At 46.2% G+C, this 21573-nt stretch carries 29 protein-coding genes and 1 pseudogene; 4 read left to right on the top strand and 26 right to left on the bottom strand.

The genetic code is table 11. The annotated features are described in order from the left end of the window. Positions 1 to 223 precede the first annotated feature (223 nt). The 6 genes from E2980_RS22525 to E2980_RS22550 all read right to left on the bottom strand — a co-directional run bounded on the left by E2980_RS22525 (position 224) and on the right by E2980_RS22550 (position 5078). Positions 224 to 1102 carry a radical SAM/SPASM domain-containing protein gene (locus E2980_RS22525; RefSeq protein WP_135154483.1) on the bottom strand — a complete coding sequence of 293 codons (879 nt, stop codon included), beginning with the start codon at positions 1100 to 1102 and terminating at the stop codon, positions 224 to 226. 72 nt (positions 1103 to 1174) lie between these two features. Further along, positions 1175 to 1681 (bottom strand): metallophosphoesterase family protein, encoded by a 507-nt coding sequence (locus E2980_RS22530; protein WP_135154484.1) that lies wholly within the window; start codon positions 1679 to 1681, stop codon positions 1175 to 1177. A 194-nt stretch (positions 1682 to 1875) separates the two neighbouring features. Beyond that, positions 1876 to 2871 (bottom strand): LLM class flavin-dependent oxidoreductase, encoded by a 996-nt coding sequence (locus E2980_RS22535; protein ID WP_135154485.1) that lies wholly within the window; start codon positions 2869 to 2871, stop codon positions 1876 to 1878. Positions 2872 to 2948: 77 nt separating this feature from the next. After that, complete coding sequence (locus E2980_RS22540) at positions 2949 to 3881, bottom strand: manganese-dependent inorganic pyrophosphatase (RefSeq protein ID WP_135154486.1); 933 nt, start codon at positions 3879 to 3881, stop codon at positions 2949 to 2951. Between the two features lie 91 nt (positions 3882 to 3972). Next, a complete protein-coding gene (locus E2980_RS22545; RefSeq protein ID WP_240703154.1) occupies positions 3973 to 4509 on the bottom strand; it encodes a methylated-DNA--[protein]-cysteine S-methyltransferase in 537 nt (178 codons plus the stop codon). 14 nt (positions 4510 to 4523) lie between these two features. Further along, positions 4524 to 5078 carry a bifunctional transcriptional activator/DNA repair enzyme AdaA gene (locus E2980_RS22550; RefSeq protein WP_135154487.1) on the bottom strand — a complete coding sequence of 185 codons (555 nt, stop codon included), beginning with the start codon at positions 5076 to 5078 and terminating at the stop codon, positions 4524 to 4526. Positions 5079 to 5224: 146 nt separating this feature from the next. Here E2980_RS22550 and E2980_RS22555 point away from each other — a divergent pair, with 146 nt between their 5' ends. Then, entirely contained in the window at positions 5225 to 6124 is a 900-nt protein-coding gene (locus E2980_RS22555; protein ID WP_135154488.1) for a DNA-3-methyladenine glycosylase family protein, read from the top strand. Here E2980_RS22555 and msrB read toward each other — a convergent pair. Together msrB and modB are read right to left on the bottom strand one after the other, a co-directional pair. Then, the gene (gene msrB / locus E2980_RS22560; protein ID WP_135154489.1) at positions 6121 to 7098 is read right to left on the bottom strand and encodes a peptide-methionine (R)-S-oxide reductase MsrB; all 978 of its coding nucleotides are present in this window, start codon (positions 7096 to 7098) and stop codon (positions 6121 to 6123) included. The genes E2980_RS22555 and msrB overlap by 4 nt on opposite strands. Positions 7099 to 7203: 105 nt before the next feature. Continuing rightward, a complete protein-coding gene (modB, locus tag E2980_RS22565) occupies positions 7204 to 7866 on the bottom strand; it encodes a molybdate ABC transporter permease subunit (RefSeq protein ID WP_135154490.1) in 663 nt (220 codons plus the stop codon). Positions 7867 to 8004: 138 nt separating this feature from the next. Here modB and E2980_RS22570 point away from each other — a divergent pair, with 138 nt between their 5' ends. Beyond that, positions 8005 to 8847 (top strand): alpha/beta hydrolase, encoded by an 843-nt coding sequence (locus tag E2980_RS22570; RefSeq protein ID WP_135154491.1) that lies wholly within the window; start codon positions 8005 to 8007, stop codon positions 8845 to 8847. Between the two features lie 60 nt (positions 8848 to 8907). Here the strand turns inward: E2980_RS22570 and E2980_RS22575 are convergent, their stop codons facing one another. The 4 genes from E2980_RS22575 to E2980_RS22590 all read right to left on the bottom strand — a co-directional run bounded on the left by E2980_RS22575 (position 8908) and on the right by E2980_RS22590 (position 12360). Continuing rightward, positions 8908 to 10470 carry a family 10 glycosylhydrolase gene (locus tag E2980_RS22575; protein ID WP_135154492.1) on the bottom strand — a complete coding sequence of 521 codons (1563 nt, stop codon included), beginning with the start codon at positions 10468 to 10470 and terminating at the stop codon, positions 8908 to 8910. 98 nt (positions 10471 to 10568) lie between these two features. Continuing rightward, on the bottom strand, positions 10569 to 11162 hold the full coding sequence (locus E2980_RS22580; RefSeq protein ID WP_135154493.1) for a YdeI/OmpD-associated family protein: 594 nt from the start codon (positions 11160 to 11162) through the stop codon (positions 10569 to 10571). A gap of 12 nt (positions 11163 to 11174) precedes the next feature. After that, positions 11175 to 11687: a hypothetical protein gene (locus E2980_RS22585; RefSeq protein ID WP_240703155.1), complete on the bottom strand. Its 513-nt coding sequence runs from the start codon at positions 11685 to 11687 to the stop codon at positions 11175 to 11177. 181 nt (positions 11688 to 11868) lie between these two features. Further along, the gene (locus E2980_RS22590) at positions 11869 to 12360 is read right to left on the bottom strand and encodes a DinB family protein (RefSeq protein ID WP_135154494.1); all 492 of its coding nucleotides are present in this window, start codon (positions 12358 to 12360) and stop codon (positions 11869 to 11871) included. A gap of 156 nt (positions 12361 to 12516) precedes the next feature. On the opposite strand from E2980_RS22590, the gene E2980_RS22595 reads away from it, so the two are divergent. Next, a complete protein-coding gene (locus E2980_RS22595; RefSeq protein WP_135154495.1) occupies positions 12517 to 13080 on the top strand; it encodes a CGNR zinc finger domain-containing protein in 564 nt (187 codons plus the stop codon). A 40-nt stretch (positions 13081 to 13120) separates the two neighbouring features. Here E2980_RS22595 and E2980_RS24975 read toward each other — a convergent pair whose 3' ends face one another. The 8 genes from E2980_RS24975 to E2980_RS22630 form a co-directional block, all read right to left on the bottom strand. Next, positions 13121 to 13426: a hypothetical protein gene (locus E2980_RS24975; protein WP_276322384.1), complete on the bottom strand. Its 306-nt coding sequence runs from the start codon at positions 13424 to 13426 to the stop codon at positions 13121 to 13123. A 17-nt stretch (positions 13427 to 13443) separates the two neighbouring features. Further along, positions 13444 to 13668, bottom strand: coding sequence for a DUF1697 domain-containing protein (locus E2980_RS24980; protein ID WP_276322385.1), 225 nt, complete (start codon positions 13666 to 13668; stop codon positions 13444 to 13446). Between the two features lie 19 nt (positions 13669 to 13687). Further along, complete coding sequence (locus E2980_RS22605; RefSeq protein ID WP_167747228.1) at positions 13688 to 14209, bottom strand: P-loop nucleotide/nucleoside kinase family protein; 522 nt, start codon at positions 14207 to 14209, stop codon at positions 13688 to 13690. Between the two features lie 22 nt (positions 14210 to 14231). Next, complete coding sequence (locus tag E2980_RS22610; RefSeq protein ID WP_135154497.1) at positions 14232 to 14624, bottom strand: RDD family protein; 393 nt, start codon at positions 14622 to 14624, stop codon at positions 14232 to 14234. A 49-nt stretch (positions 14625 to 14673) separates the two neighbouring features. Then, positions 14674 to 15024 carry a VOC family protein gene (locus tag E2980_RS22615; protein ID WP_135154498.1) on the bottom strand — a complete coding sequence of 117 codons (351 nt, stop codon included), beginning with the start codon at positions 15022 to 15024 and terminating at the stop codon, positions 14674 to 14676. 75 nt (positions 15025 to 15099) lie between these two features. Beyond that, positions 15100 to 15561 carry a RidA family protein gene (locus E2980_RS22620; RefSeq protein WP_420808671.1) on the bottom strand — a complete coding sequence of 154 codons (462 nt, stop codon included), beginning with the start codon at positions 15559 to 15561 and terminating at the stop codon, positions 15100 to 15102. Between the two features lie 167 nt (positions 15562 to 15728). Further along, a complete protein-coding gene (locus E2980_RS22625) occupies positions 15729 to 16283 on the bottom strand; it encodes a hypothetical protein (protein ID WP_135154499.1) in 555 nt (184 codons plus the stop codon). A gap of 198 nt (positions 16284 to 16481) precedes the next feature. After that, positions 16482 to 16775, bottom strand: a complete 294-nt coding sequence (locus E2980_RS22630; RefSeq protein ID WP_135154500.1) for a hypothetical protein — start codon at positions 16773 to 16775, stop codon at positions 16482 to 16484. 78 nt (positions 16776 to 16853) lie between these two features. On the opposite strand from E2980_RS22630, the gene E2980_RS22635 reads away from it, so the two are divergent. Then, the gene (locus tag E2980_RS22635) at positions 16854 to 17279 is read left to right on the top strand and encodes a hypothetical protein (protein WP_135154501.1); all 426 of its coding nucleotides are present in this window, start codon (positions 16854 to 16856) and stop codon (positions 17277 to 17279) included. A gap of 138 nt (positions 17280 to 17417) precedes the next feature. Here E2980_RS22635 and E2980_RS24845 read toward each other — a convergent pair. From E2980_RS24845 to E2980_RS22665, 6 genes and pseudogenes are all read right to left on the bottom strand, one after another. After that, positions 17418 to 17667, bottom strand: a pseudogene (locus tag E2980_RS24845) (heterodisulfide reductase-related iron-sulfur binding cluster); the annotation flags it as partial. Positions 17668 to 17740: 73 nt separating this feature from the next. Further along, positions 17741 to 18199 (bottom strand): GNAT family N-acetyltransferase, encoded by a 459-nt coding sequence (locus E2980_RS22645; RefSeq protein WP_205700019.1) that lies wholly within the window; start codon positions 18197 to 18199, stop codon positions 17741 to 17743. Positions 18200 to 18515: 316 nt separating this feature from the next. Next, entirely contained in the window at positions 18516 to 18638 is a 123-nt protein-coding gene (locus E2980_RS25215) for a tetratricopeptide repeat protein (RefSeq protein ID WP_420808672.1), read from the bottom strand. 446 nt (positions 18639 to 19084) lie between these two features. Then, entirely contained in the window at positions 19085 to 19891 is an 807-nt protein-coding gene (gene yqeK, locus E2980_RS22655; protein WP_135154504.1) for a bis(5'-nucleosyl)-tetraphosphatase (symmetrical) YqeK, read from the bottom strand. Then, the gene (locus E2980_RS22660) at positions 19888 to 20571 is read right to left on the bottom strand and encodes an HAD family hydrolase (protein WP_135154505.1); all 684 of its coding nucleotides are present in this window, start codon (positions 20569 to 20571) and stop codon (positions 19888 to 19890) included. Before E2980_RS22660 ends, yqeK begins: the two co-directional genes overlap by 4 nt. After that, positions 20564 to 21211 (bottom strand): carbon-nitrogen hydrolase family protein, encoded by a 648-nt coding sequence (locus E2980_RS22665; RefSeq protein WP_135154506.1) that lies wholly within the window; start codon positions 21209 to 21211, stop codon positions 20564 to 20566. The genes E2980_RS22660 and E2980_RS22665 overlap by 8 nt, the downstream gene beginning before the upstream one ends. Between the last annotated feature and the right edge of the window lie 362 nt (positions 21212 to 21573).

The raw sequence follows: 21573 nt of genomic DNA on the forward strand, positions 1-21573 counted from the left end.
ATCACATGAACATTTTTTAAGCGGATCTTCCATCCGCTTTGTTTGCTGTACTCTTTTTCCTTGCTTGCACCAAAAAAACAAACGGCACAGGGCTTTTCCCCATGCCGTTTCGGATTCCATTTTTATTTGTCTTGTCTTTGAGTTTAACTTAATGACATTGCCAAATGCGGCTTTCTTTTTTGCTTGTCCACATGACCAGCATGTTCCGCCGCTCCCCGCTACGTCACGCGTTGAACCTTTGGCGGTAACCGCATTTCCTGCAAAGTTCCTCGACGACTTCCCTTCTGGAGAAGCCATCGTATAGCTTTGTTGCCCGCTCGCCATCGATGATCTCGGAGAAAGGCGTTTTGTTGATGTTGCCCAAGTTTATAACACCCTCACCGTCGAGGCAGCAAGGGATAACCGTCCCGTCGACCAGTACGCCGGCTTGGTTGCGAAGCGCATGGCAGAAGCCCTTGCCTTCGTCTTCCTTCTCCTTGAGGTCCGGCCACTGGAACTCTTCCTCGTGATTGAGGTAGATCCGATCCGCTATCTTAATGCCTTTCCCTCGTACGAAACGCTCTTCGATCTTAAAGTCAAGGTTAAACGTCTTCTCGATCGTTGCAAGAATCTCGCGGTTGCGGTCGTTCTTCAAGTTCGTCTCGTTATCCGGCGTAAGGTTCCACAACCGAAGGGAAATCAGAATATCGGAAGCCGCGACGGCTTCCTTGGCGAAATCAAGCACGCTCTGCACATAGCCTTCTTTGTCCACCGAGCCTTCATGTCCGTCGAAGCTGTGCAAGGAAAAGTTAATCTGTCTCAACGCAGGCTTACCGAGAATCTTGGATTTCGCCTTGTGCAGAAGCGTCCCATTCGATGTCAGATTAACCTTAAACCCTTTCTCGTGGCTGATGTCTAGCAGCTCGTCAATCTTAGGATGGAGCAAAGGTTCGCCCTTCACGTGAAAATATATATATTCGGCATGCCCCTGAATCTGATCCAGCGTATTGGTGAAGGCATCGACTTTAATGAAATTCGCTTGGCGCTTCGTCGGCGGGCAGAAGCTGCAGGCAAGATTGCATATGCTCGTGATCTCGATATAAAATTTCTTAAATCTCTTCAAAGTTGGGTGCTCCAATCGGTCTAGCCAGCGGAATGATTCGTCTATTATAACATAAGCCAAGGTCGCTCGTTCTTATGTTTTGTCGGAGAAGAAGACATGTCGTGCGGTCAATCCTTTGGCCGTGATATCCATAATCGCGAACGAATACAGAGCCTGTCGCCTCTTGTCCGTCGGCGATCCGGGATTTAGAACCAGCATCTGGCCTCTTCGCTTCCGCACGGGAACATGGGAATGTCCGTATATTAACGCATCTAGCGGTTCGCCTTTGAACGCCAATATCGCCCGCGATTCCGTATCGAGTCTAGTCCCGGCACCGTGTCCATGAACGACTCCGATTCGTTTGCCTTCGAAATTAAGCATTTTCCGCAAGCCGAACTTGCGAACGATATCCTCGCCATCATTATTACCCGATACGCCATAAGTCGGTGCGAGTGTAGCCAACTCCTCATATACCGCCATCTTCGTCCAGTCGCCAGCGTGAATGATCGCATCTGCCTTCGTCAGCTCCCGAAGCAGCCTATCCGGCAGCTTCTTGTTCATTCTGGGCATATGCGTATCGGATACGACGATAATTCTCATTCTTACCGCCTCGTTTCCACCGATCTCCCCTATACGAAACCGTATTTTATAACTTCATCATATAGACCAATAACATCTCAAACAATGCTACGATAGCGAAAAGAATTGCGGCATTCCTCTGTCCGGAAGAATAAAGGGCAATCGCCGCTCCTATTCCGCTCGCAACACGGCGGATAGCACCGGTCTTACTTCGCTTATATTCCAAATGCCTCGGCAACGAAACGATAGGATTGAATGCGCTTGTCGAAATCATGAATGTGCGACACGATCATCAACTCATCCAGGTGCAGGCGATCCGCATACCTTTTGAGACTTTCCTTTACTTGCCCGGGGGTACCGATGAACCGACGCGAACGCATCTGATCGATCATTTGCAGCTCCATCGCCGAATACGGGTACTCCATTGCCGTTTTCACGGAGGGAAGGTAACCTAGCTCTTGACCGCTAAGCAGCTTGAGGAAGAACAGCTCGTTGCTCTTGGCTAGCTGGCGCGCCTCCTCCTCCGTATCGCTGCAGATGACCATGACCGCGGCGAGCGATTGAGGCTTGCTCATATGTTCGGATGGACGGAAATACGAGTGATAATATTGAAGAGGCTCATCTCCGGCTGCACCGAAAAATTGCGCGAAAGCGTACGCGGTTCCTAGCTGCGCCGCGATCTTGGCGCTTCCATCGCTCGAGCCTAGCAGCCATAATTCAGGCGCGGTTTCCGTCTCTGGGAATGCCCGCAAGCCCGCGAAACGATGCTTGCCGGGATGGTCATCGTTTAAGTAATCTCTTAGATCCTCGACCTGTTGAGGGTACAAGTCGATATCCACCCGCTTATGCTCTTGCAAAGCCCGCGATGCGATGGGAAATCCTCCCGGAGCTCGCCCTAGCCCTACATCGATACGCCCGGGATGCAAGGCTTCCAGCAGCTTGAAATTCTCGGCAACCTTATAGGAGCTATAGTGCGGAAGCATAATGCCGCCGGATCCGACCCGGATGGATTCGGTATGAGCCGCGATATGCGCGATCAGCACTTCGGGACTTGACGAAGCTAACGCTTGAGAACCGTGGTGCTCGGAGACCCAGAAACGATGATAACCCATCCTCTCCGTCTCTTGGGCAAGTACGATCGTCTCGTTTAATGCGTCTCTTACGGTTCTTCCTTCATTGACATGCGAGTGGTCGAGCACGCTTAATTTCATATATAGGTAAAGCCTCCAATCCCGGTGTGCTCGACTAAGCAAAAAAGCCCGCAGCTTTCGCGGGCTTCAATCTCGAATTAACGTTTGTTGAAAATATCGGTGAGAATAGGTACGATCTGAGATTTGCGAGATACGACGCCCTTCAAGACCGCTTGGTTGTTTTGCAGCTTCACGTTATAAGCTTGCTCAACCGCATCAGCCGCGCGGCCGATCGCAAGACCGATGGAATCGTTGTTTAGAATGTCGGTAACGACGAACAGGAACAGGTCCAGTCCTTTTTCGTTGATGATATTCGTAAGCGCATCTTCAATCTCGGCTTGCTTGGACAGAACATCGTTCACGTCAACCGCGTTTACTTGCGCGATTTCGACTTTCGCGCTGCCCATTTGGAATTCTTTCGCATCCAAGGAGATCAGCTGCGCGATTGTTTTGTCGCTAAGATCAGCGCCTGCTTTAAGCATGTCCAGTCCATAGCTCTCCGCGTTTACGCCGGCAATTTCAGCCAACTCGCGAGCGGCAGCTACATCTTGAGCGGTGCATGTCGGTGATTTGAACAATAGAGAATCGGAGATGATCGCGGACAGCATCAAGCCGGCAATATCTTTAGGGATGGATTTCCCGTTTTCTTTGTAAAGCTTGTTAAGAATCGTCGCCGTGCAACCTACAGGTTCGGCACGGTAATAGAGCGGAGCGCTAGTCTCGAAATTCGCAATCCGGTGATGGTCGATAACTTCCAGCACGGTAACTTGATCGATATCGGACACGCTTTGTTGACGTTCGTTGTGGTCTACGAGAATAACGCTTTTTACTTCGTTAGCGACCGTCTCGACAAGACGCGGCGCTTTAACTCCGAATTTATCCAGCGCGAATTGCGTTTCGCCGCTTACGGAGCCCAGACGAACCGCTTCAACGTCTTCTCCTAGCTGCTTCTTCAAATCTGCATAGGCAATTGCGGAACAGATCGTATCCGTATCCGGATTCTTGTGGCCGAAGATCAATACTTTGCTCATTTTCTTGCTCCTCATCCAGTTATTTTGGCGAGAAAATTATACCGCAAATAGACGGTTATAAGCAAGAAAATCGGTTTATATAGTAGGAAATCTATCTCAACGCCATACTAGCGGTTTTTTCATGCTGTAGCAATCGCTCTTTCATTGGGAGTCCTCCCCGATAGCCGGTGAGCGCCCCGTTCTTGCCGATGATCCGATGACATGGCGCTACGATGAGCACCGGGTTTCTGCCGATAGCGGTTCCGACGGCCCTTACGGATTTGGGTCTTTGCAGGGATTCCGCGACATCCAAGTAGCTGGCCGTTCGGCCGTACGGGATCTTACCCATTGCCTCCCATACCGACATTTGGAACGGAGTCCCCCTCAAGTCTAACGGCATCGTGAAGGATGTACGCTGTCCCGCGAAATATTCCTCCAGTTGCTGAACGAATGGCTCCATTCTCGACTCGTCCATTACTTGTTCGTACCCTCTGAAATTTTTCTCCGCCCAGTCCTGAAAAGTCCGCAACGATTCGCCCCAACCGCCAACGTAGCAAAGCCCTTGCTCGCTAGCCGCAACTATGAGTTGATCGTTTCCTTGGTTAATCGTTGCCCAATACAAATTCAAGTTGTCTGCTTTTTCCCTCACCTTATTCGCCTCCTTTATTGTCCAACAAGCGCTCGTTCCGCATTGCGATATTGAGTCGGGGTCATTCCCGTCCGTCTTAAGAATTGCGTTGAAAAATGAGACGTATTCGCGATCCCCACGGACAAAGCGATATCCATCATAGATAAGTCGGTGGACGCTAGCAATTGCTTCGCCTTGGCTATTCTAGTCCTGAGCAAGTACTCGGATGGCGAAACGCCTTGAATTCGCTTGAAGGTACGCTGCAGGTGATACGGACTGCCATGGAAAATATCCGCCAGCTTGCCAAGGGTCAAATCTTCCGCATAGCGCGACTCGATGACGCTGGCCATCTGCGACACCCATTCCTCGATCGGCATTCTGCCTCCGTCCGGCTTGCACCTTTTGCATGGGCGAAATTTCTCCGATTGCGCTTGCACGCTGTTCTCGAATACCTTTACGTTGGTCTTAACAGGTACTCTGGATTTACAAGAGGGCCTGCAAAAGATCCCTGTCGTGACTACGCCATAATAGAACTTGCCGTCATAGGCTTCGTCCGAAAGGACGATGGCCTTCCAATATTCGTCGTTCATGGAATCACCTCTGCCCCTAGTATACCTTGAACTTCCACTTCGCGTTAGCTATTCGGAATGAAAGCGCAAGATTACCAAAGTCAATACGGTCCAAATATGGTACAACTAGATGAAGAGTTAGTAAGAACGAAGGAGTGTTTAGGAAGATGAACCCATTAATCAAAATTTCCGTTCCAACGGAATTCAACTTTCAAGTGAATCTGGACTACCTATCCCGGTCGCCGGATGAGTCCTTGTATCGGATTCTGGGCGGCAAGCTGTACAAAACGATTCCCGTTGGTTCACAAACGCCATTGTTCGAGGTGAGCGGTGACGAGTCCGGATTCCTTACGGTTAGATCCATGGACGGTGAAACTCCTTGGAGCGTTGAAGTGGTGGACGCAATCGTGATGTACGTGAGGGAATGGTTCGATTTGGACAACGACCTGACTCCCTTCTATTCCATGTCTCAGGGGGATGCACTATTAAACGGGGTCGTGAACCGTCTGTACGGACTTCGCAATATGGGCATTCCGGATTTATTCGAGGCGTTATGCTGGGGAATCATCGGCCAACAGATCAATTTGGCATTCGCGTATACGCTAAAGCGCCGCTTCGTGGAGTCGTTCGGCAAGAAGGTAAGCAACGGCGAAGTCACCTGCTGGCTCTTCCCTGCTCCGGAGGATATAGCGGCATTATCGGTCAGCGATATAGCAGCTTTGAAAATGACGACGAAGAAATCGGAGTATTTAATCGGGGTCGCCCGCCTCTTGGCAGACGGTGTAATCAGCAAGGAAATGTTGATGGAAGCCGAAAGCTTCAAAGCCGCGGAGAAAATGCTGGTATCTATTCGAGGGATAGGACCGTGGACGGCCAACTACGTGTTAATGAGATGCTTGCGCTATCCGGCAGCGTTCCCAATAGACGACGTAGGGCTGCATAACGCAATCAAATCGGTGCTCGAAATGGAACAAAAGCCGACCGTAGCTCAGATTCGAGAGCTATCGGCCGGCTGGGCAAACTGGGAGGCTTATGCGACTTTCTACTTGTGGCGGGTGTTGTATTAAGCCTTCTCTTCGATATCAGGTAAATACCTTCCGTACCCTTCTTGCTCTAGCTTATCCTTCGGAATGAACCGCAGTGCGGCCGAGTTAATGCAGTATCGCAATCCGCCAGGCTTCGGCCCGTCGTTGAACACATGCCCGAGGTGCGAATCGGCTTCCCGGCTTCTTACCTCTACGCGAGACATACCGTGCGAGTAGTCTTGATGTTCCTGAATGTTGCCGCCATGGAGAGGCTTCGAGAAGCTCGGCCAACCGCAGCCGGCGTCGAACTGATCCTTGGAGCTGAACAGCGGCTCCCCGGAGACGATGTCCACGTATAGTCCAGGCTCCGTGTTGTTATAGAATTCATTACGGAAAGGCGGTTCAGTCCCCTTGTTCTGAGTAACCTCGAACTGCATCGGAGTCAGCCGCTTGCGAAGCTCTTCCTTATCCTTCGGCGTATTCCAGTTCTGCTGCAGGAAGGCGTCTCTGCCCGTTCCTTGCCGGTAATACTTATAACGAAGCGGATTCTTATGATGGTAGCCCTGGTGGTACTCCTCGGCGGGATAGAAGACGGTCGCGGGTTCCAACGCCACGACGATCGGCTTGTTGAATCTTCCGCTTTTCTCCAGCTCCTCCTTGGACGCTAACGCTTCCTTATGCTGCTCCTCGTTGTGATAGAAGATGGCAGGCCGGTAGGAAGAACCCCTATCGTGGAATTGGCCGCCGGCATCGGTCGGATCAACGGAACGCCAGTAAATGTCGAGCAACTTGCTATAGGGGAAAATGTCGGGATCGTAAGTAATCTGTACTGCTTCCGCATGTCCCGTCGTCTCCGAGCATACTTCTTCGTAGGTCGGATTCACCGTATGGCCGCCTGTATATCCGGATACGATACCATGAATACCCGGCAGCTCCTCGAACGGAGTAACCATGCACCAGAAGCATCCTCCTGCGAAGGTAGCAAGCTGGGCATTATTTTGATTGTTATTTTCCATTATGAGTCTCCTCCTTTTAACCATTAATCAAAACTTATAAATCTATTGTAAACAATAATCACTCCCTATTCCAATTCGGAACCGGGAGTGACCGTTCAATCCTGATTATCTGGGGTAACGATTCGCCGCCAACAGCATTAGAAAGGAGAGAAGAACCATCGTGAACGCCCACATCCAGGCAAGCGACAGATTTCCTCCATCTACGGCTACGTAGATTGCGGTCGGGATCGTCTGCGTTCGGTGAGGAATATTGCCCGCTATCATGAGCGTCGCCCCGAACTCCCCCAACGCCCGCGCGAATCCAAGAATGAAGCCCGCGATCAAAGATCGCGATGCGAGCGGTGCCGTAATGAAGCGGAACACCTGCCAATCGCTGGCGCCCAGCGCCCTAGCGGAATCCTCCAGCTCCCCGTCCACTTCCTCGAACCCTGTCTTGATCGTTCGGTAGGCAAGGGGGAATGCTACGACAACGGCGGCGATAACCGCTGCAACCCAGGAGAAGACGACCGGTTGTCCAACAAACCATTCATAGGCTTGTCCGATATAGCTCCGCCTTCCGAGCATCACGAGGAGGATGAACCCGACCACGGATGGGGGAAGTACGAGAGGCAGCATGAACAGCGTTTCCAGTGCCGTTTTCCCGACGAACCGTCTTCGGGCCATCCACTTGGCTACTGCAACTGCGAGTACAAAGACAATGATGCTGCTTATGATGGCGACTTGCGCGGATAAGTAAATAGGCGCGATAAAAGATTTCCAATCCGTCAACAGATTTGCTCCTCTATTTCACCGAATTCGCTAGAAGTTTAGCCTTATTTTAGCACAATCCCTCGCTTAATTGTCGTTCCAAAAGCCACATTATCGTTTATGATAGGAGTATCAGATTTGCGCGGGAGGAACGATTGGATGAGCGTCATGAATATGAAATGGGTCACTTCGGATGGAACTCATATGCATGCTTGCGAATGGCAACCGGATCCATCTAGGGAAATTCGAGCAGTCATCGGACTTGTGCATGGGATGGGTGAGCATATGGGCCGTTATTCACACGTGGCGGAGATGCTGAATAACGAGGGTTATACGGTAATGGGTTTCGACCAGAGAGGACATGGACGTACCGATGGCAAAAGAGGTCACGTTTCCGCTTACGAGGGCCTGCTGGAAGGCGTCGATATGATGATCGCCGAAGCGTATCGAAAGTATCCAAGCTTCCCGTTCTTCTTATTCGGACACAGCATGGGCGGGAACGTTACGATTAATTATTTGTTAAGGAGGCAGCCGGATATTGCCGGAGCCATCGTAACGGGACCTTGGCTGAAGTTAGCGTTCAAGCCTCCATCCCTGCAAGCGGTGATCGGTAAGCTCCTCGAACTAATTTATCCGAAATACACGAACAACCGTCCCCTCAAAGCAGCGAATCTCACCACGGATCAGACCATGATCGAACGTTACGTCGGCGATGAGCTCGGACATGGTCAAATTACGGCCAAATTTTTCTTCAGCGTTCAAGGTGCGGGCAAATGGGCGCTCGAGAACGCCAGTAAACTGAAGGTTCCCTTGCTGCTCATGCACGGCGGGGACGATCAGGTAACGTCCATTCAAGCCAGCAAACACTTCGCGGATCAAGCTGGATCGCTTACCCGTTGGCGGGAATGGCCGGGCTTCAAGCATGAGCTTCACAACGAGAAGAGGCGCGAGGAAGTATTCACCGTCATCCTCGATTGGTTAAATGAACGGCTGAACGGTTAACTACTCGCACGGAACCCCTGAACTCACCCGGATAGCGGGAGAATTCAGGGGTTCTTTGCGTCATCGGACTTTATAATAAGCTTGCAGCAGCGGAATGAGCCCTAGCGGGTTCTTCCGCAGATCCTTGGCGCTAAAGAAAATATCGCCCTTAACCTCAAAGTAATTCTTATTGTATTTCAATTGATTGATAATCTCCTGAGCATTGTTCCAACCAACCTCTGGAGTTCCCAGCTTATATGGAGCATGACCGATGTACAGGTCTACTTTCGTTCCCCTAACTTCGTTCGCCCACCAGTCGACCAGCTTGTCATATCGGGCGATAGGTAAGGATAGACTCCAATAAATTTGCGGCACCACATAATCGATCCAGTCCTGCCGAATCCAAGTACGCACGTCGGCATACATGTTGTCATACGCGGTCACGCTTGCTTTAGTATCGGAACCGGTCATGTCCATCGATTGATTACGCCACACGCCGAAAGGGCTGATCCCGAATTGAACCTGCGGTTTGGCGGCGTGAATCGATTTGCCTAATTGCTCGACGAATCGATTTATGTTGTCGCGGCGCCAATCTGCTTTATTCAGAATTTGGCTGTCGTTATAAGCCAAGTACGTGAGATCGTCGGCAAAAGCGCCACTGGACGGATAGAAGTAATCATCAAGGTGGACGCCGTCGACCTCGTAGTTGTTGACCACTTCCATGATTGCATCGATAATGTGCTGCCGAGCTTCCGGTATCCCCGGATTGATATACATCTTGTTGCCCGATTGAACGATCCATTCCGGGTGGGTTACCGCAACGTGATTAGAAGCAAGCTCCTCTGTCTTCTCGCCGGTATTCGCCCTGAACGGGTTAAACCATGCATGGAATTCCATTCCGCGCCGGTGGGTTTCTTCGATCATGAACGCTAACGGATCATAATCCGGAGCTAATCCCTGTTCGCCTTGCAGGAATCTCGACCATGGGACGAGATTCGAGGGGTAGAAGCTATCCGCAGACGGACGCACTTGAACGAATACGGTGTTGATGCCCATTCCCTGCAACTCATCCAACATTTGAACATATTCCTGTTGCTGCTGGGTCGAATTCCCGTAGGATTTGCTTGAAGGCCAATCCAGATTGTATACGGTCGATACCCATGCTCCTTTTAACGAGTTGTCCGCCAGTCCTTCCTGGGTCTGAAGCTTGATCGTCTGCGCGGATTGATACCACGTCACGTTCAGATTCATCTGCTTGCTCACGAATCGCAAAGGTACCATGACGCGTCCGTTAATGGCTTGAACGGTTGCATCCAGATTAACGCGCTCCCCGTTCGCTAAAGCGAACTTTTGCCCGATTGTCATGCTTAAGGTTATTCCGGATTGCGTGATGGTGACCGTCTTCGTTTTTTGTAACCAGGACACTCCCGCTCCAAGATTTTTGCTGATGACGCTTAGAGGGACCATCGTCACGTTTATTTTGGGAATAATGTAAGGAGGAACATCCGAGTTAATCTTGTTCCCGTCTAAGTAGATGCTAATGGTTGATGGCTTGGCTGCATAAGTGATCACGTTCGGATTGAGTAAAGAAATACATAGAACGAGAGATAAAATCATAAACCACGATCGGTAAAATAGCTTCATAAAAATAAATCCTCCAGAGTTCGACTCCTCATCATGCTGCAAGGGCAGTTTAATGATTAGACGCCAATGGAGGCTATTTGTTGCACGTTTAGGTTGAATTAGGTGCTTTTCGTCCAAGTAAATTGCGCTAGCCTCTTCCCCTGTTCGCTGTGCTCGATCATATTCGCCAATCTCTTCTGCTTCGTTTCTTCGCGTTTCGCGCTTTTAATCCACCAGATAACCGCCTTTCGATACGTCAACGGTTGATTTTGGAAGAACTCCCAAGCTCTCTCGTTTGCTCGAAGTTGTGTATCCGATGCCGGATCTAATTCGGCGATCATATCCTTCTGCTCATGGGAGTATATGACCGACTTCTCCTGCTTCCGTTTCTCGAATGCCGCAAGACCGTTGGGCAGCATTAATCCCTGTTCCGTTAATTCGGCAACGCGCGCGATGTTCACCGCGCTCCAGATACTAGTCGCTTTTCTTGGTGTAAACCGAATCATATATCTTTCCTCGTCGATGCCCTTGCGCACGCCGTCGATCCATCCATAGCACAGCGCTTGATCAACGGATTCGGGCCAAGTAATACTAGGTTTTCCCGTGCCTTTCTTGTAGAAACCGACCAACTGGTGGGACACTCGCTCATGATTCTCTTCCAACCATTTTCTCCAATCGGAAGGCGTCGCAAAGAAAAGAACTTCATCGTTCATTGGTCTTACTCCTTAAGGGATGAATTGCTGAGTGATCTTAACGATCTTATCGTTCTCCACCGTAAGATGGTAAGGGAAGTCTTTCATATTCATTTCGGAATCGTCCGAGAAAAGTGAGATGAATTTCTCAACGCTGATCTCTTCGTTCCACTCGGTACCCGCTTCCTCGATGTTACCCGTCCTATCGTAAATTTGCATGAACACTTTCGCGTCGGAAGCGATCTCGAGCTTCTTCAATTCTTCATCATCGTTCACGATATAGTAGCCGTCCGGAGCTTCGGTCATCTCAGGATCCTGCTCAATTTCACGGAATTTCTTATTCGCTTCTTCGCCTTCGTACCACTCTATGAAATCTGCGTCCATGTAGCTCTTACCGTTCTCTTGATAGATTCGGTCGACATAGGCAACCCGCGTGTCGGAATCTTTCGGTACGGGAACGTAATCCGTCGTATTGGCTTTAATGAAACCCAGAGACATGAATCCGAATAATACGGCCGTGAAGCTGATTAATAACTTGTTGAACATAACCGCATTCTCTCCTTCAGAGGCTCGTGACAGCAGCCTTTACTTTCCTTTAGCCATTAGACGTATGGACTAAACAGAAAGTTACATGTTCTCGTCGTAAAAATTAAAATTTTTTAACTTTTAAGGGTTCCAAAAATTGCCTATAATCCAGCATATTTAGTTGGTATCGATTTTAGTCTTGTTACTCGAATGATCGGCGGGATGGCCAAGAGCCCTGCAGCTTCCGAAGGAAGACGATCTGCCCCGTATGATAGGCGTCATGTAGGATTAGACTATGAATCCAGTTGCCGATCGGTGTTTGAGGAATCTTCCGTTCAAGCTGCTCCTCATTCATGGCCGAGAGCTTATCGCGTAATCCCAAATGTACTTCTTTTAGCTTTGCTAGTGTATGCTCCCATTCCTCCGCTGTCGAGGATGATATCGCGAAAGTATCATCATTCGTAACTCCCGATGGATATTTGGATTCTTCACCGGTTAGTCTATTAAGCAACCGTTCTTTGTAGAAAACCAGATGATTCACTGTTTCCCAGATCGAGTTGACATGCTCGCCCGCGGGTTTCCACAGCGCATGCTCCACCGTAACCCCATTCAAAACATCCGTTAACGGCGGATACCAATCTTCCTTCTCGTACGAGCTATCCCATCCTTGCAACAGAAGTTCAAGCTTGCTCATTCCGGCACTCTCCTTTTTGAGTATGTAACTAATTAAGTTTATTTTGGTGGTTACATTAAGAATTTAACACGGGATTGATCCGAGGTCAAGTAACTAGCGTAACTATATTTAAGGTGTTACAATGGTTTTCATTATAGAAGTGAAGGAGGTTAACCGATGCTTTGGGACGACTTCTTGAATAGCGTGCATCATGATTGGCGAGGAGACGGAGCTGCCGAGGACCGCTTAGACGATTCGGACTGGCTAGACGCTTGGATGGACAAGCAGCAACTCGTTGTCGACCATCGTCCAACAGCGAAGGATATAACCTCGTTGAAAAGACTGCGAGCGTTGTTGCATCGTATGGCCAAATCATTCGTGGATAATAGCCGGCCGGCCGTTGAAGATATAGTGATGTTGAATGAGATCATGGCCGACGGAGCCGTCATTCGCACTTTATCCGCAGATGATGATGGCTATCGGATAAAGCTATCTCCTATAGGAAAGCAATGGACGAATTTAGAGGCGGAAATCGCGGCTTCCTTCTCGCGGATGTTAACCGATAATGAACCATCCCGCATTCGCATATGCGACAATCCGAATTGCCTATGGGTCTATTACGATGATACCCGCAACCGCTCGAAGCGATATTGCGACGACAAGATGTGCGGAAATTTGATGAAGGTACGCCGTTTCCGCGCACGCAAAAAAGCCGAGTCCAGCTCGAACAATACGAATTAATGCACTGACACTCGGTTTGTCGTTTACTCTGAGCTTGAGCTTAACCCTGACCCATGCTAATTAATTTATTGACCGTTGCCCAGTTACGGGTCGTGGCCGCTACCTTCAGCTTCTTTTCAAGAAAATTGTTCGAGAACTTGGATTCCCCATAGCTCTTATGGATCAAAATATAAACTTCGCGATCCCCGATGGTGAACTCATCCACTTCGTTCATAAAAGTCAGGCATTTGGCTGCGGCTTCGGCGGAAGGACGCTCGGCTAGGAAGCTCAAGTAGAGCGAGTCCGTTTCTAGGAGATCGTCTACTTTATAAGGGCTTCGGGCAATGACTTCCTCCAGCTCTTTCAAGGTTCTAAGAACGACCGTTACCTGGAAGGAATAAGCGTTCCGATCGCCTGTTCGATCTTCTTCGTAAGAAGCTCCGGATCATCCTCCGCCGATTCGAACAACACATTGCCGCTTTGAATATAGGTCCTGATGTTGCCGAATTTTAACGATTCAAATAAGCCCTTTAGGTGTTCCATCTTAATCAACTTCTGTCCGCTAACGTTGATTCCGCGTAGCAGCGCGATGTATGTTGTCATTTTCATGCTGTCCCTTCCCTTTTACTTAACTATCAATCAAGAATACCGGGTTACCCATAATCTCTTCCACGACGGAGTCAACATCCATGCGTGTTGTATTGATGATGTGATGCTCCGGTGGATTCGATCTCCTGATCTCCTTCAATCCCTCGATACATCGATGCCCCATGCGGAATTGCGGCTGTCGTTCGGCATCCCTTCTAAGCAACTCTTCTTCGTCCGTGATAAGAATGGCAAATTTAACGGAAACTCCGGATTGCTCCAGCCCGCTTGCGATATATTCGGCGTTATGCATGAAAGCAACATAGTCAATAACGACATCGTGATCGTGATGGATAAAATTGTTGGCAAGCGAAAGAATATTTTGCCAGATGAGATCAGTATGATATTGGCTTAGCCAAGGCATTTCGTAACCGCCGAAAACCATGTGATCGATCAAATCGCCTTCGATGTACGCGCTTTTCGCTAATCTTCCGGCAATTCTCTTCGAAGTCGTGGATTTTCCCGCTCCGGCCGGACCGGAGATAATGTATAGAGTTCTCCTCAAACTTTCTCCTCCCATTTCCCTGTTAACTATAAGTTACTTCCGTACCCGCGATGAAATCGTGAAGTGATCGTTTATCCTCCCTAACGGCAACCATGATAATGCTCACGATTATAGCGATTCCGAAGGTTATACCATATACGATCCCGCTTACTACATTGCGCATAAGCATCGTTCCAAGGCCAGGAGGCGATCCGTCAAGCTTGCTGATTCGAATCCCGCAAATTCGCTTGCCGATCGTATATCCATTCCAGAAAACCGGTACCATCAAGGAATAGAGAAAAGATAATGCGTTCGTGAAATATTCTTTACCTTCCCCACCACCGGTTAGAATCAATGATATTATCGTCAACGGCACGGCAACGATCAATGCATCCAACAATATGGCGCCCAGTCTGATCCAGAATCCAGCTTGCATAGTTATCCTCCTTTATCACCTGCTGTCCCCAGTATATTCTATGCCGCAGCTATTTATTTTGAATAAGTCCGATGCCGTTTCCAACCGAGTCCACTAAGTAACAGAGATAGAAGTCGCCGAAGTCCATCTTATCCCGCACGATTTGCGCTCCTGCTTCGACCGACTTGCGAAGAGCTTCATCCATGTCATCCACTTCGATCTGGATTCTGATTCCGTGGGCGAAATCATGAGGACCCTTGGAGATCCCGCCGTTAATGCCAGGCCTAGATTCATCGCCTGTCGAGACTGGATGATAGCCCCAGTTCGGCTCCGCTATCTTCCATCCAAAGACGGAGGAATAGAAGCTAGCTGCCCGTTCCGGATCTTGGCTGCTCATATCGAATAATACGACTCGTCCCATATTTGTCTGCCTCCAATAATGGAATACTTACCCGATGGATATAATGCCAAACATTTGTTCCCATGTATAGTACTATTATTCAACGATATCCCTCTCCACCTGGAAAATAGAGTCCACGATAATCGGCAGATTATCCCTCACGGATACTGCGCCTAAGACCGATCTGGCATGGAGTCCTTTATCCCCGAAGACTTCCATTATGAGATCCGAGAATCCGTTCAAGACTTTATGATGTTCCTCGAAATCCGCGCTAGCGTTTACGAACCCTTGTACTTTAACCGCTCTGACGACTTTGTCCAGAGATCCTAATGCAGATTGGAGAACCGCAAGCACTTCTATTCCGGTTTGCCTTGCGAATTCATATCCTTCTTGTGTTGAATAATCGATTCCAAGCTTCCCTTTCGGATTTCCCGCAGGTCCTTTGCCTGAGATGAACATCAACCCGTTAACAATGACATAATTAGCGTATTTAGCCGCGGGTTCGCTCGCTTGAGGGAGAGTAATATTCAGTTCTCTTAATCTATCTTCAATGCCCAAGCTAATCATCTCCTGTTAAAATATAAGATTAACCGCGACTTTAATCGCCACAAACAGGAATAAATAAAAGATTGCGGCCCGCCATTTATTCTTTTTAGAATAAAAGATTACAAAAATCGCAGTCATGATAACAACCCAAATCGCATCTTTAATCAGTTCTTCTAGTATCATCGATATTGCCGCATCTCCCCAGCAACGGGAACATCTTGAATTCCCATGAACTTCTCGATTTCCTTCTCGAAATAAATCACTTGGGAACGATCAGAGATTCCGGATATTAATACGAGTTTTCTCTGGTTACTCAAGACTGCATTCATGCGATAGCTTGAACTGTGTCTATGACCGTTCCTATGACTAACTTCTTCGCAGTACAGCTGCAAAATATCATTTCGATGTAATGTCCGATTGCCCCTCCAAGGAAGTGGTCTGTGCCTAATCGTTAACTCATCCATATATACGGTAATGATCGTTTTATTCAGAAGACCGGTCAGTACCGAATAGGTAAGTCCGATTCCTACCGCAACATGTAAGATTGGAAATAAGGCAATGAATGTAGGCATCCCGCCCCAGAACATCATTTTGTAGAAGAAGAATAGGAAGCCGTCCCATAGGATCGTGAAAAATAGAAGGAAAATGATAATCGGAGAAAACCATCTTCGCGTAATCGTTAATTGTCCGTTCTCCTGAGTGAAGTTGATACCGGTTGGAATGGGAGTTATCAATGCAATGTCTCCTTAATAAGCCGTAATATTAGTTTGCCTATGCTGATAATGGTCCTGCAGTATATTCTCTATTTCCGCTTTGAATTTCCGTTTCTTCCTCATTACAAAAGTCTTATTTCCGCTTTTCAAAATAAATTCAATTTCAACCCATCTTTTCTCTATAACGATATAATGGCTTACTTCATCTTTGGGAATGAACTAATACCCTACTTTAAATCCATTGACCCCCATATAGTTCTTCTCGAAAATAAAGTAAAAAGGGGTGAACAGGGCGAAACTTAGCAATAGGAATACCCAGAATTGGTCATCGAAGTACGGTAAGACGAAATAACCATAAACAAGAAATAGCAGTAAATTCAATAATGCTACTTTCGCATTACCTCCATCCTCAAATGAGGTAATAATCTCTCCGCACCTTTTCTTGGACCTATAGGCTCTACTAGCAAAAAAGAGTAAAATCGCAATCAACGAGCCGATAACAATCCATTCCATGGTGCCTACCACCTTCCTTTGAACGATACGACTTATATCTTACACCATTTATGGGAATAATTCCTGCGAGGTGAAGGTATGAAAATCATGATTATTAAAATAATCTCTATGCTCGTTCTACTTCTGTGCGTTAATCCTGTCGTTCTAGCCAAGGAAGTAACTATGGTCTCCGTGTTTGATGTTAAGCAAGAAAAGGTCGTTAAGGTGATTCCCTTAACTCCGGAATTGAATGATTCCGTTCTCCAGCTGCTGCAATCATCCCCAACCATCTATGGAGGATTCGGCGTAAATCCCACTAGCGGCATTGTCCTTCATATCCCATTCCCTAAGCCGGTTCGGATTCCTCATGAATGTTATCCTCATCCGATTAAGGAAGTTTACCTCTTCCTTGCACAAGGCACAAAACCCCTAGCATTGCTATTCCTGGATAACAATAGACAAAATATCGTGGAGTTAGACTATGACGTTCAAAAAAAACCGATCATCCCTTGGATCAAGGAATAATCGGTTCTAAGTAATCCATCGCTATCTCGGTAAGAACCGCTTTGAAGATTATAATGTCGAAAAAAAGAGAACTGCCCCTCGAGTAGAACACTCTACTTGAGGACAGTCCCCTTAATAATGTCGAGATTTGGTCATGCTTTATAACAGGATATCATACAAGAAATCTACGATATGAACGGCTTGCATCTTATCGGAATCCGCATGCTTCTCGATTCCAAGCTTCATCTGAAGCAGACATCCCGGATTGCTCGTTACAATATAATGCGCCTTCGTAGCGTTGGTTCATCTCGACGAATTCCACGTTGGGCAAAGAAGACAGGATTTTCCTCGGTGCGCTTCCGGCTTTCATTACATTCTTCAGATGGCAAGAATCCTGATAAGTAATTCGAACAGGCTCCTGTATTGGATCCTGCAGCACAGCCTGAAGTAAAAGGTCGAGAAGGTAATCGGCCATACATAGATTACAAGGTTAAGTAGTAGTGATAATATTCTTCGTCTTTCTTGTATCCGAGTTTCTCGTAAAGTCCTTGCGCTCGAACATTATCATAAGCTGTCGATAGTTCTATACCTTTAGCATGGGTTTGTATTGCATATTCCTTTGCGTGTTCTAACAGAAGTTTAGCAACGGTTCTGTTCCGATAATCTTCTAACACAAATAAGTCATTCAATATCCATGCCCGTTTCATAGAGATGGAGGAGAATGTAGGATATAGCTGCGTAAATCCAATGATTTGATTATTGGCCATCTCTCTAGCTATAAACAATACGGATTCACGGTGTTCGAATTTATCAAACAAGAATTGCCTCGCGCCAGCTAGATCTGAAGCTTGAATATAAAATATTCTATATTGATCAAAGAGATAAACTAGCTCATCCAGATCATTTATGGTTGCTTGGTTTATTGCGATGTGTTGCTCCATGATTATCTCAGTCCTTCCTCTCGTTTCCGTGCTTAAAGTTCCCCGTAACTTTCGCCATGGTTAATTGTTGTTCCTTGAAATCTTTGCCCATCATTCTGGATAGGAATTCATTAGGGTTTCATGGCTTTCCAAATGTACTTATACTCTAATATCTCAATTCTGCCATTAACCCTGTTCTCTTCGATTTTCTTCTCAAGCTCATCTTGAAACTTTGGCTGAGAGTAATCCGGATTTCCAGGTATGCCTGATATGAACTTCATGAACTCTTCATCGTTTGGAAAGCAGTATTTTGCATGATTGAATTCTCTAATCCGTATTACCAAATCGATGGATTATTAGGCTCCTGTTTTAAAAGCTCGAGCAATATAGCTTTGGCATCTTCCAATCGGCCCAATTCCCTCAATTGAATCGCTTTTGCTAAATCATTCAATTTCATCATCCTCTGTCATTTAACCTCTTTATTGAATCTGACAATTGTATACACGCAACCAATTATTAATATCAGAAGCAATAAATGCGTACCGAGCCCTATTAATTCCCCGTTGTTCACATCTAATAAATTGATCATCAACCAAAGAGCTAGCGGTGGAAATTGAATAAGAATCAATAATAAGGCCGTAATCATAGAGAGCTTAAAGGAGAACTTTCCTCTCGCGTTTATGACTTTTACATCCAAGATCATGGAAAGTAGAAGGACAATTCCAAGTCCAATCGAAATAGAATCCCATAATCCCGTGGTTGAAGTCTCTGAGCCTATTTCCGATCCAAGGAATCCGAAATCAATCCAAAAACTAAATAGGTACATTAATCCTAGAAGGATTGAACAGCAGCTTGTAAGTATTACCATAAATACCGATACAAGTGAATTTTTCGCCATTTTGCCCATCATGATTTATTTGAGAATGATAAACCTTTCATCTCTAATGCTTCACGAATCTGGCGAATCGACTTAGATCCTAAACCATGTAATTGCAAAAGCTCAGCCTCGCTGAGTTTTGAGATTTGCTCCAGTTTCCAGAGACCGGAACCGCTGAGCGCACGTTGAGCCGGCTTTGAAAGCCCACTCGGGAGATGACTAATTTTCTTAAGAAGCTCTTCCCTTGCCTCGATTAACCAGGGATGAATTAATTTTAGTTTGGTTTTTTGATCCCAAATGTTATTTAGATAAATGAGTATTCCTTCAATCAATTCTAGTTCATCAACTTTGCTTCTAATATCTGTTAAGTATTGATGATTGCCGGGTAATTCCCACGATATCTTATCAGAGATAAAAATGATCTTATCGAATAGCGATGAATTTGCTTTCAATGTAGTATGACACTCTATTGCGCATAATATCTCACTGTCCGTTACTCCGAAAACTTCTTCCGCCATTGCCCTGGATAATTTCTGGTGTACAATTCTTGAGTATTTACGCTCCTCATCCATGATTTCAATAGAAAGCTCTTCAGCCACATGTAGCATATCGCTTATGGGAATTACATTACTAATATCATGGAGAAGAGCTGCCTGCTCAGCTTTAGCTGGATCAACGTCATAAAGTTTTGCAACACGTTGAGCCTCACTGGCAACCTTAAGGGTATGATTTAGAGTTTCTATATCATTGTGCACTGTAAAGAAGTTTGTAATCGCATCTAATAAATTATCTGATCTATTAAAATCGATAATGTATGCTTGAAGAATGGGTTTCATTTTGTACCCCCATTGCATTTTAGTATTTCCAACAATTCATTTAATTTTTTAATAACATGTCTTGGACTTACCGTTACTTCAGCTTTCCAAGGTTGATTCACTTGAATCCATATCGTTTCCATTCCAGCCTTTGCGGCTCCTTCAATATCGTTAACTGGATGATCACCTATATAGACGCATTGATCAGGGCTTAGTTCTAGCTTCATACAAGCCATTTCAAATATTTTAGGATTAGGTTTCTTAACTCCAGCTTCCTCTGAAACAATTATGAAATCAAAATCATTACGAATTCCTAAGCGATCAATTTTTCCATATTGGATTGCCGTTTTTCCGTTTGTTATTAATCCGGTCTTATACGTCTTTCGAATGGACTGCACGACTTCCCTAGCCTGTTCCATCAGAATGGCACTGCTAACATAATTGATACTATAGTATTCCAATAACTCAGCAACTTGAGGCTTTACTCCCCAAGGAAGCTCTTCTAATAGCTCACTAAACAATTCATTCTTGTCTTTATACCCATCTTGATCAAGCTCAATGATTCTTTTAATGAAACTATCGTTTAAGTCATGTTGTTCAAAGTAAAAACTTACAAATGAAGCAGCAAAGTTTCTAAATGTATTCATCCTATCTAGAATCGTGTTATCCAGATCGAAGATGACTGCCTTAATCTTATCCATGGATTCCTCCAAATTCCGAATCTTCGTTCTCAATAATTGTTACCAACCTTGTTTGAGTATTCATTATTCTTGTTCTAACATCATTCTTGGATATGAATATTTCTTCGCCGTTTTCATCAATGCAATATGAAATTGGAATAGAGATATCACTATCTCTAAAAGAACCATCTGCATGACTCGTACCAATCACTAAGGTTTTATAAGCAATAGCAATTTTCTTGGCTTCATTAATCCACTCATCAAATTGATCTTCGCTAAACATCCCTACCCCGATTGGATGGGCAATAAAGCTGATAGTAGATTGTTCTAGATCACTCATTCCTTGTAAAACTAATTCATCGCAAAGCATGTGACCAATGCTTATTCCATCTGCTTCTACAATTGTAGATTTATTATACTTAGCTCTATCAAGAATTATCTTGCCATTTCGATTAATCACAATTGCCCTATCCTTAGGCCACTTGTATCCCGAAACAATGATCTTTTCATACTTTTCAGCTAATTTACACGCTAAATCAACATTTTGGTTTAAATATCCTTCCGGGAAAATTAAAATGTCCGCCGACGGGTTTGAATGTACTTCATTTTCGAGTTGCTTGATCTCTTTTTCTAATTTAGGCTGTGCAATCAGAATATTCATTTATTCTCCTCGAATTTATATCAGATTCTCTTCTTTATATTTCAAATAGCCCTTATGTGTTAAGTTTTTCAGCTCCCTAAATAAATCCTCATCTACTTCTTTAAAGTTAAAGCAAGATTTGCCTTGCATTCGTTTCTTTAAGGAATCGGATAAGGAGCTTAGCAAATCCGGATGTGAATACACTGGCATCAAGTAATAACTAACATAGTTTTTCTTTACTATCGTAGAGGCAAAATATAATGCTCCCATAGGTTGAGACACAGGAGCGTGATAAATAAGTTATAATAAAACCATGGAAAAACGGAACCGATACACCCCAGAGTTTAAAACGAAGGTTGTGCTGGAGGTCTTGCAGGAAGAGC

Origin of the sequence: Cohnella luojiensis, from assembly GCF_004564235.1 — a bacterium.
Taxonomy (GTDB): domain Bacteria; phylum Bacillota; class Bacilli; order Paenibacillales; family Paenibacillaceae; genus Cohnella; species Cohnella luojiensis.

What these genes read in the sequence shown, in the direction of transcription:
- E2980_RS22570 (WP_135154491.1), top strand. Translation starts at nt 8,005, where the DNA reads ATGAGCGTCATGAATATGAAATGGGTCACTTCGGATGGAACTCATATG.
- E2980_RS22610 (WP_135154497.1), bottom strand. Translation starts at nt 14,624, where the DNA reads ATGCAAGCTGGATTCTGGATCAGACTGGGCGCCATATTGTTGGATGCA.
- E2980_RS22645 (WP_205700019.1), bottom strand. Translation starts at nt 18,199, where the DNA reads ATGGAGCAACACATCGCAATAAACCAAGCAACCATAAATGATCTGGAT.
- E2980_RS22595 (WP_135154495.1), top strand. Translation starts at nt 12,517, where the DNA reads ATGCTTTGGGACGACTTCTTGAATAGCGTGCATCATGATTGGCGAGGA.
- msrB (WP_135154489.1), bottom strand. Translation starts at nt 7,098, where the DNA reads ATGGAAAATAACAATCAAAATAATGCCCAGCTTGCTACCTTCGCAGGA.
- yqeK (WP_135154504.1), bottom strand. Translation starts at nt 19,891, where the DNA reads ATGAAACCCATTCTTCAAGCATACATTATCGATTTTAATAGATCAGAT.
- E2980_RS22630 (WP_135154500.1), bottom strand. Translation starts at nt 16,775, where the DNA reads ATGGAATGGATTGTTATCGGCTCGTTGATTGCGATTTTACTCTTTTTT.
- E2980_RS22585 (WP_240703155.1), bottom strand. Translation starts at nt 11,687, where the DNA reads ATGTTCAACAAGTTATTAATCAGCTTCACGGCCGTATTATTCGGATTC.
- E2980_RS25215 (WP_420808672.1), bottom strand. Translation starts at nt 18,638, where the DNA reads ATGATGAAATTGAATGATTTAGCAAAAGCGATTCAATTGAGGGAATTG.
- E2980_RS22665 (WP_135154506.1), bottom strand. Translation starts at nt 21,211, where the DNA reads ATGAATATTCTGATTGCACAGCCTAAATTAGAAAAAGAGATCAAGCAA.
- E2980_RS22540 (WP_135154486.1), bottom strand. Translation starts at nt 3,881, where the DNA reads ATGAGCAAAGTATTGATCTTCGGCCACAAGAATCCGGATACGGATACG.
- E2980_RS22635 (WP_135154501.1), top strand. Translation starts at nt 16,854, where the DNA reads ATGAAAATCATGATTATTAAAATAATCTCTATGCTCGTTCTACTTCTG.
- E2980_RS22550 (WP_135154487.1), bottom strand. Translation starts at nt 5,078, where the DNA reads ATGAACGACGAATATTGGAAGGCCATCGTCCTTTCGGACGAAGCCTAT.
- E2980_RS22530 (WP_135154484.1), bottom strand. Translation starts at nt 1,681, where the DNA reads ATGAGAATTATCGTCGTATCCGATACGCATATGCCCAGAATGAACAAG.
- E2980_RS22615 (WP_135154498.1), bottom strand. Translation starts at nt 15,024, where the DNA reads ATGGGACGAGTCGTATTATTCGATATGAGCAGCCAAGATCCGGAACGG.
- E2980_RS22575 (WP_135154492.1), bottom strand. Translation starts at nt 10,470, where the DNA reads ATGAAGCTATTTTACCGATCGTGGTTTATGATTTTATCTCTCGTTCTA.
- E2980_RS22580 (WP_135154493.1), bottom strand. Translation starts at nt 11,162, where the DNA reads ATGAACGATGAAGTTCTTTTCTTTGCGACGCCTTCCGATTGGAGAAAA.
- E2980_RS24980 (WP_276322385.1), bottom strand. Translation starts at nt 13,668, where the DNA reads ATGAAAATGACAACATACATCGCGCTGCTACGCGGAATCAACGTTAGC.
- E2980_RS22535 (WP_135154485.1), bottom strand. Translation starts at nt 2,871, where the DNA reads ATGAAATTAAGCGTGCTCGACCACTCGCATGTCAATGAAGGAAGAACC.
- E2980_RS22660 (WP_135154505.1), bottom strand. Translation starts at nt 20,571, where the DNA reads ATGGATAAGATTAAGGCAGTCATCTTCGATCTGGATAACACGATTCTA.
- E2980_RS22590 (WP_135154494.1), bottom strand. Translation starts at nt 12,360, where the DNA reads ATGAGCAAGCTTGAACTTCTGTTGCAAGGATGGGATAGCTCGTACGAG.
- E2980_RS22555 (WP_135154488.1), top strand. Translation starts at nt 5,225, where the DNA reads ATGAACCCATTAATCAAAATTTCCGTTCCAACGGAATTCAACTTTCAA.